Here is an 8,062-nt window from a genome sequence, read left to right as displayed (position 1 = left end):
CTGTGCTGCGCCGGCACCGACCAGCCAATGCCCGGCGAACACATTGGCACCTGATGCCAAGAAGTCGGCCACCGCCCCGACAAAGTTGCCCGGGCCAGGGACATACGAGAAGAACCTTGGATGGTCCGTTGCCGCGCAGGCTGGCAGAATGTCGGTGGCTACCCGCCGTAGCACGTCCAGCGGGTCCTGCGATTGCATCGGAATCGGTTCATCGAGCAGATCCTCAAGGTCGATCCGCGACCAGCGCGCCGCAACCGGCCGGTCGCGTAGGTTTTCCAGCCGCTCGGTGAGCAGTTCGGTCGCGGCCCGGCCAAGTTGCTGCATCTCGGCCGTCGACAAACGTAGAGGGTTTCCCGGGTCGTCCATGGCCACACTTTGTCGAGCACGCAACGGATCGTCTTGGACGATGTTGACGGTCAACTTCTCAGGTAGCTGCCGGGTGGCACTCCGACCAAGCGGACGAAATGGCGATTGAGGTGCGCCTGGTCGTAGAACGCCGCCCGCTGAGCTGCCTCTGCCGGCGGCACACCGCTGTCGAGCAGTTGCCGAGCGAGGTCGACCCGACGCGAGAGCACATAGGCGTACGGCGGCAGTCCTACATACTCATGGAAACTGCGGATCAGCGTGGGCGGCGTGACGTCCAGGCGCTCGGCGAGGGACCGCACGTTGACCGCCTGCAGGAAGTCGGCGTCGAGTGCACGCTTAGCGGCGACCACCAGATCGGACGCTCGCCGTGGAGTGCGCTGGGCTCCCGCATCGGGAAAGATCTCGGCGATTGCGGCAATTATCGCTTCCCTCCGTTCTTCGGGCGCTGTATGCCACGCGGCGACGACCAGGCGACGGATCCGATCGGCCGGGACCAGCCGCTCGAAGGACGGAGTCTGGCCCGTACCGATGGCCTCGGCAACGAAGTGCTCCGGGGCGGAGACGGTCGCATAGCTAAGCCCTGTGCGTTGCTCGGCCACACCTTCGTGGACCTCCCCGGGCGGGAGGACGGTCGCCAGTCCGTGGCTCGCCTGGAACCAGGTACCCGCACTCCACAGACGAACCGATCCCGTATACACCAAGCCGAACGACCAGCCCTCATGCGCATGCCGCGGAAACCGGTGTGCGGGCCTCAGCCCAAGCCGCCGAGCAGTTGGTGTGGTCACCACCCAATCCTCACCCCACCAGCGCGATTTCCAAAGCCTGGACCATGAGCGGCGGCGAACTCATGTTGGGGTACGTCGAGCGCCGGCTGATGGATCTGTTCGCGGGCCGACTTGTCGCCGTCATCCTGACGGGCATGCACTCAGCTGGCTGAATGTCAGCGCAGCGGGTGCCAGTTGGCACCCGCTGCGGCGTTTGGCCGGTCAGTTCCCGGGGCTGGTGAGGGTCCGGAAGCCGCGGAGCCTCAGGCTGTTGCTGACGACGAAGACCGAGCTGAACGCCATCGCGGCGCCGGCCAGCATCGGGTTGAGGAGGCCGGCGGCAGCCAGGGGGAGGGCTGCGACGTTGTAGGCGAAGGCCCAGAACAGGTTGCCCTTGATGGTGCCGAGAGTGCGGCGGGACAGCCGGATGGCGTCCGGTACGGCCCGGAGGTCGCCGCGGACGAGGGTGAGGTCGGCGGCTTCGATCGCCACATCGGTCCCGGTGCCCATCGCCAGCCCGAGGTCGGCCTGGGCCAGTGCCGGGGCGTCGTTCACCCCGTCACCGACCATGGCGACGACCTTGCCCTCGCCCTGCAGTCGGCGTACGACGTCGGCCTTGTCCTGGGGGAGTACCTCGGCGATGACCTGGTCGATCCCGACTTCGGCTGCGACGGCCCCGGCGACGGTTTCGTTGTCGCCGGTGAGCAGTACCGGGGTGAGCCCGAGGCTGCGCAGCTGGCGGATCGCCTCGGCCGACGTGGGCTTGACGGCGTCGGCGACCACGATGACCCCCCGTGCCTTGCCGTCCCAGCCGACCGCGACGGCGGTGCCACCGCCTGCTTCGGCTGCTGCCTTGGCCCTCTCGAGCTCGACGGGCAGGTGCTGGGACCATTCGGCAAGCAGGCGTGGGCGCCCGACGAGTACGGCGTGGGTGCGGTCGCCGGTGTTGACGACGCCCTGGACGCCGAGGCCTTCGAGGTTGGTGAAGTCCTCGACCGGCGGCAGGTCACCGGTTTGGTCGACGGCGGCTGTGGCGATCGCCTGGGCGATGGGGTGTTCGGAGGCGTGCTCGATCGCGCCGGCGAGGCGCAGGACCTGGGCGGCGTTCTCGCCGGGGGCGGCGATGACGTCCGTGAGGGACATGCTGCCGGTGGTGACGGTGCCGGTCTTGTCGAGGACGACGGTGTCGATGCCGCGGGTGGACTCCAGCACCTCGGGACCCTTGATCAGGATGCCCAGCTGGGCACCGCGCCCGGTACCAACCATCAGCGCCGTCGGCGTAGCCAGCCCGAGGGCGCAGGGGCAGGCGATGATCAGGACCGCGACCGCGGCGGTGAAAGCGGCCTCGGCGCCGGATCCGGTGCCGAGCCAGAACCCCAGGGTGGCCGCGGACAGCGCGAGCACGATCGGTACGAAGACTCCTGAGATGCGGTCGGCGAGGCGTTGGACCTGCGCCTTGCCGGTCTGGGCGGCCTCGACCAGCTTGGCCATCTGGGCCAGCTGGGTGTCGGCGCCGACGCGGGTCGCGCGGACGACGAGACGGCCGCCGGCGTTCACGGTGGCGCCGACCACGCTGTCACCGGGGCCGACCTCGACCGGGACGGACTCGCCGGTGAGCATCGAGGCGTCGACCGCGGACGAGCCTTCCTCGATGACGCCGTCGGTGGCGATCTTCTCGCCGGGCCGAACCACGAACAGATCCGCGACGGCCAGTTGCTCCGTGCTGATCCGGACTTCCGCGCCGTCGCGGAGTACGGCGACGTCCTTCGCGCCGAGCTGGAGTAGTGCCCGCAGGGCGGAGCCGGCGCGGCGCTTGGCGCGGGCCTCGAAGTATCTGCCGGCCAGGACGAACGTCGTGACCGCGGCGGCGGCCTCGAGGTAGATGTTGCCGGCGCCGTCGGTGCGGCCGATGGTGAACTGGAACGGGTGGGTCATGCCAGGAGTGCCCGCGGAGCCGAACAGCAGCGCGTACAGCGACCAGCCGAGCGCGGCGAGGGTGCCGCCGGAGATCAGCGTGTCCATGGTGGACGCGCCGTGGCGCAGGTTGGTCCAGGCGGCCCGGTGGAAGGGCCAGGCTCCCCACGCCACGACCGGCGCCGCCAATGTGAGGGAGATCCACTGCCAGTAGGTGAACTGCAGCGCGGGCACCATGGCCAGCGCGACCACCGGCACAGTCAACAGCGCGGAGAACACCAGACGTTGACGCAGCGGCTGGGTGGGATCCACCTCGTCGGGAGTGTTGGTGTCCTCGGCGCCGGGCGCGGTAGGGACGGTGGCGGTGTAGCCGGTGTTCTCCACGACGGTGACCAGGTCGTCGACGGTCACAGCGTTGCCGTCAACGGTGACCAGCGCCTTTTCGGTGGCGTAGTTGACGGTTGCGGTCACGCCGTCGACCTTGTTGAGCTTCTTCTCGATCCGGGCCGCGCAGGAGGCACACGTCATGCCGCCGATCGCCAGTTCGATCCGCTGCTCAGCGCTGTCGGCGCGTGAGGTTTTCTCGACGGTACTCATTCGTGAAGCTCCTTCTCGGGCATAGTGAGAGGCGTGGGGTGATGACGTCGTCCGGGTGGCGGCTCAGCCGTGGCTGCCGCCGTTGCCGTGCTCGTGTGAGCTTGCGCCGGCCGTCGGGCTCGGAGTGGGATCCGGAGTGGTCGAGGCAGGGTTGGTGTGGACGGTGAAGGCCGCGGTGCGGACCTTGCCCTGGTGCTGGAAGTCGAGGAACAGCCGGTACGAGCCGGCGCTCGGCGTGGTCGTGTGGAAGGTGATGTCGGGGCCGGGCTTGGTGGCGCCGTCGCCGGGTTCGCCGGCCGGGTGAACGTGCAGGTAGGCGAGGTCGCCGTCTCGCAGCGCGACCAGGTGGCCGTAGGCCCCGAGATAGGGCTGGAGGTCGGTGACCGGTTCTCCGTCACGGCTGACCGACAAGGTGAGCTGCGACGAGGCCCCCGGCTCCAGAGTGCCGTTCAGTGTGACGGTGTAGCCGTCGACCTGTGCGGTCGCGACCTGCTCGGGGAGCGGCTGCGGCGTGTAACTCCCGGCCACGGCCAGGTCGGCGCCGAGGGTCAGTCCTTCACCGCCGGCCGGGACGAAGTCCGCGAACACGCGCCATTGTCCCGCGGTCAGGGCGAGCGGCACCGACCAGGTGCCGTCGGCGGCGAGTACGGGATGGAGGTGCTGGAAGCCGGTCAGGTCCCGGCGTACCGCGATCAAGTGCAGGTCCTTGTCGTGGCTCTTCTGGTACTGCGTGACAGGCTTCCCGTCCGCGCCGCGGATATGGAACCGCAGCTCGGTGGCGGGCCCGGCGGGAAGCGCCGACGCAGCGAGATCGAGTGTGTATCCCTGTTCGGAAATCATCAGTCCTCCCGGTAGCTCGCCGGCGGAGGCGGTACTTCCGGCTGGCTCGTGCTGTGCGTGTGGTTGATCAGTTGCCGATGCCACGGGCCCGACCAGGGAGCCCACGCCGAGCGCGGCACCGAACGCGGCCGCGAGGCCGGTAGCGAATGCGGTGATCTTGAAAGACGTCTTCATTGTGAGTCCCCTGGTCGAGTCGGGTGATCAGTGCGTAGGGAACTAGTTCTGGACGAGTGCGTAGCCGGCTTCCTCGACGGCGGCACGGACGGTCTCACGGTCGAGCGGTGTGGCACTGGTGACCTTCACCGCGCCGCTGGCCAGGTCGACGTCGACTGAGGTAACACCTCCGATCCCACCGACCTCGGAGCTCACCGAGCTCACGCAGTGGCCGCAGGTCATTCCGGCCACTGTGTAGGTGTTCACGGTCGAACCCGTGGCGGCCGACTCGTCGATGGCGACATCCGTTGTGGTGTTGGTGTTCGTGCCGCAGCTGCAGGAGTTACACATGGCTATGAGGTCCTCTCAGGGTGGTTCGTCCCTCGCCGATCGGCGGGGGAGGTTTGTTGGTACGTCGTACGTATTGCTGGTCAGGAGCGGACGAGCCGGGCGATGGCGTCAGAGGCTTCTTTCACTTTCAGTTCGGCGGCCTCGAGTCCACTGGCGGCGGCGGCGCCGGCCACACAGTGAGCCAGATGGTCGTCGAGCAGGCCCAAGGAGACAGCTTCCAGCGCCATGGCCATGGCAGACACCTCGGCGAGAACGTCGATGCAGTACGTCTCGTTCTGGACCATCCGGTGCACGCCGCGCACCTGTTCCTCGATCTGACGCAGCTGACTGAGATAGCTGTTCTTGTCGCCGATGTAGCTGTGCCCGGCTGCCGTGTCGCTAATGCCTACGCCGTCCATGACGGCAACCCTACCCCCCTAGGGTACCGGAAGGCGAGATCGTGTGACCCAAGTTACCCCTAGGGGGTACGAGTCAGAATCTGTGCGATGGTCGGGCCGGGCTGCGCTGGTCTTAGGCGGACGGCGAGCCGGTTCAGGCCTGAGGACGAACGAGTGCCGCGGTATCGAATGCCCGTTCCTGTCCTTTGCGGACATCGCCGCTATTCGGGTGGAGAAAGGCATGAGTAGCCGCCCGGCATGCGTTCCGAGCAACAGGGGAGCGGGTCGAGTGAGGGATGGCGGGTTTGATCGCGGCCGGCGTATCCGTCAGGACCGGACGAGTCTCGCGATGGCGTCGTTGGCTTCCTTGATCTTCTCGTCAGCCTCTCGTCCACCAGCGGCAGCTGCCTGCACGACGCAGTGGCTCAAGTGCTCACCGAGCAAGCCGAGGGCCACGTTCTGGAGAGCCTTGCGTCATGGCTGACACCTGGGTCAGGATGTCGATGCAGTACTGCTCCTCCTCGACCATCCGCTGCAGACCTCGGGACTGGCCCTCGATCCGGCGGAGTCGCTTGAGGTAGTCCTCCTTGTTGTCGATGTAGCCATGGTGAGCGTGTTTCGCGTCCTTCATCCTGGTCCCTTCCGTTCCCTGGGTTTACAGGATACGGGGATAGGGAACCTCCCCGCGGTTCACCTGCGGCGCTACTTTCCTTGTTGAGGACCGCCGGCGGACTGGTGTTGCGTGCGGGCGGAACCCTTCAGGAGGCCAACCGCGGTGAGGATGACGGTGGCGCCGAGGATCAGGCCGGGTGGCACGGGCTCGTCGAGCCACAGCACGCCGGATAAAGGAGCCCGCGATCGGGACGAACAGATCGCTGTGTAGGCGGCAACGAGTCCGGCTTGGCGGATGATCCAGAAGCAGAGAAGGCATCCGCCGGAAGTGCCGCGCCTCGACGCTGGACTCGTCCCAGTCCGTGAAGCCCCGGCCTTGGCGCACGGTTGTATTATAACGGTACCCTGGTAGGGTATCATCGCGCGGTCTCGCCGACGCTCAGTCGATCCAGGTCCCAAGCCCTCAAATCAATACCCGCCTGACCAGAAGCTGTCAGGCGCCCCTTTACTGGTAAGAGGTAATCAAAATGTCCGTTGCATCTCCTCCTTCCTCGCGGCGGTGGTGGGCTCTGGCGCTCATCGCCGCAGCTCAGTTCATGGTCATCATGGACACGTCGATCATCGGGGTGGCCCTGCCCCGCATCCAGGAAGACCTCGGGTTCTCGCAGGAGAATCTGTCCTGGGTCTTCAATGCCTATGTGGTCGCCTTCGGCGGCCTGCTCCTGCTCGGCGGTCGCCTCTCCGATCTCTTCGGCGCCCGTCGGATGTTCAGCGCAGGCTGGGCGATCCTGCTGATCGGGTCCGCCGTTGCCGGTCTCGCCGGCACAGTCGGCGTCGAGCTGACCGGCCGCGCCGTCCAGGGCGTCGGCGCCGCTCTCATCGCGCCGTCGGCGCTCACCCTGCTGATGATGCTGTTCGGTTCGGACCCCCGCGAACTGACCAAGGCGCTGGCACTGTACGGCGCCGCGGCCCCGGCCGGGGGTACGGCAGGCGTCTTCCTCGGCGGCGTGATCACTGAGTACGTGTCCTGGCCCTGGGTCTTCTACATCAACATCCCGATCGCGGCCATCGCGCTGATCGCCGCGCCGGCGCTGATGCCGGCTGGTGGTCTCGGAGCGAGAGGTGCCGTCGACGTGGTCGGCGCTCTCACCGTCACGGGAGGTCTCGGTGCGGCGGTCTACGCCATCGTCCGAGCGCCGGAGGTGGGCTGGGGATCCGTGGAGACGTGGGGCGTTCTCGCGGGCGCGGTTGTCCTGCTCGGGATCTTCCTCGCAGTCCAGGCGTCCCGTCGTGAACCGTTGATGCGGCTGAGCATCTTCCGTACTCCGAACCTTGGTGCGGCCAACCTGGCCCAGGTGCTGCTTGGCGGTGCGTGGATCCCGATGTGGTTCTTCCTCAACCTGTACCTGCAGCAGGTTCTTGGTTACAGTGCCTTTCCGTCCGGGGCAGCGCTGCTGCCGATGACCATTCTGATCATGATCGGGATGATCGCCCTGGCGCCGCGAGCGATCAACCGATTCGGGCCCAAGGCAATGATCGTGACCGGTCTGGTCGTCCTCGCTGCCGGGATGGGGTGGCTGTCCTTGATCCGGCCGAACGGCAACTTCTGGGTCGACGTACTGCCGGCCTCGCTGGTCGCCGCGCTCGGCATGTCGCTCGCCTTCATCCCGTCGCTCGGTACGGCCATCTCGTCCGCCAGGCCCGAGGAAGGCGGCCTCGCCGCAGGAATCGTCAATACGAGCTACCAGGTCGGTTCCGCATTGGGGTTGGCTGCCATGACCGCCGTTGCGGCTTCGTATGGCGCTGACCAGTTGGGTGACGTGGCTGCGCTCACCGACGGTTTCTCGTTCGCCTTCCTCGGGGCGGGATTGATCGCCTTGGTGGGTGCGGTGATCGCCGCTGTGACGCTCCGCACTCGTCAGGCCGAAGAACCCATCACCACCGGCACCTCCGCCGCGAAGCAGTCCTGAGGACGATGACGGCCGGCACTGCTGACAAGAGAACCGTCAGCAGTGCCGGTCCTTGTCTGCCCAGGGGTCGGCTTGAAGCTGAAGTTTGCTCACGTCGCCAGTTTGAATCGGGCCATAT

At 67.2% G+C, this 8,062-nt stretch carries 7 protein-coding genes and 1 pseudogene; 1 reads left to right on the top strand and 7 read right to left on the bottom strand.

The features are described 5' to 3' along the window. From ABD255_RS19405 to ABD255_RS19375, 7 genes and pseudogenes are all read right to left on the bottom strand, one after another. On the bottom strand, window positions 1-420 hold a 420-nt coding region (locus tag ABD255_RS19405), incomplete at its 3' end, for a hypothetical protein (RefSeq protein ID WP_344215825.1). Beyond that, window positions 417-1,151 carry an AraC family transcriptional regulator gene (locus ABD255_RS19400; protein ID WP_344215823.1) on the bottom strand — a complete coding sequence of 245 codons (735 nt, stop codon included), beginning with the start codon at window positions 1,149-1,151 and terminating at the stop codon, window positions 417-419. The genes ABD255_RS19400 and ABD255_RS19405, both read right to left, overlap by 4 nt. 201 nt (window positions 1,152-1,352) lie before the next feature. Beyond that, window positions 1,353-3,641, bottom strand: a complete 2,289-nt coding sequence (locus ABD255_RS19395) for a heavy metal translocating P-type ATPase (protein ID WP_344215821.1) — start codon at window positions 3,639-3,641, stop codon at window positions 1,353-1,355. A gap of 63 nt (window positions 3,642-3,704) precedes the next feature. Next, entirely contained in the window at window positions 3,705-4,481 is a 777-nt protein-coding gene (locus ABD255_RS19390) for a hypothetical protein (protein ID WP_344215819.1), read from the bottom strand. Window positions 4,482-4,697: 216 nt separating this feature from the next. Then, window positions 4,698-4,985, bottom strand: coding sequence for a heavy-metal-associated domain-containing protein (locus ABD255_RS19385; protein ID WP_344215817.1), 288 nt, complete (start codon window positions 4,983-4,985; stop codon window positions 4,698-4,700). A gap of 80 nt (window positions 4,986-5,065) precedes the next feature. Then, window positions 5,066-5,383: a metal-sensitive transcriptional regulator gene (locus ABD255_RS19380; RefSeq protein ID WP_344215815.1), complete on the bottom strand. Its 318-nt coding sequence runs from the start codon at window positions 5,381-5,383 to the stop codon at window positions 5,066-5,068. A gap of 306 nt (window positions 5,384-5,689) precedes the next feature. Then, window positions 5,690-5,993: pseudogene (locus ABD255_RS19375) on the bottom strand (metal-sensitive transcriptional regulator). Window positions 5,994-6,501: 508 nt separating this feature from the next. Between ABD255_RS19375 and ABD255_RS19370 the strand changes: the two are divergent. After that, on the top strand, window positions 6,502-7,944 hold the full coding sequence (locus tag ABD255_RS19370; RefSeq protein WP_344215813.1) for an MFS transporter: 1,443 nt from the start codon (window positions 6,502-6,504) through the stop codon (window positions 7,942-7,944). The last annotated feature ends 118 nt before the right edge of the window (window positions 7,945-8,062 follow it).

It is taken from the genome of Kribbella sancticallisti, from assembly GCF_039530625.1.
Taxonomy (GTDB): Bacteria; Actinomycetota; Actinomycetes; order Propionibacteriales; family Kribbellaceae; genus Kribbella; species Kribbella sancticallisti.
The sequence above is the reverse complement of the archived record's forward strand: the minus strand, read 5'-3'. Positions and strand labels throughout refer to the sequence as shown.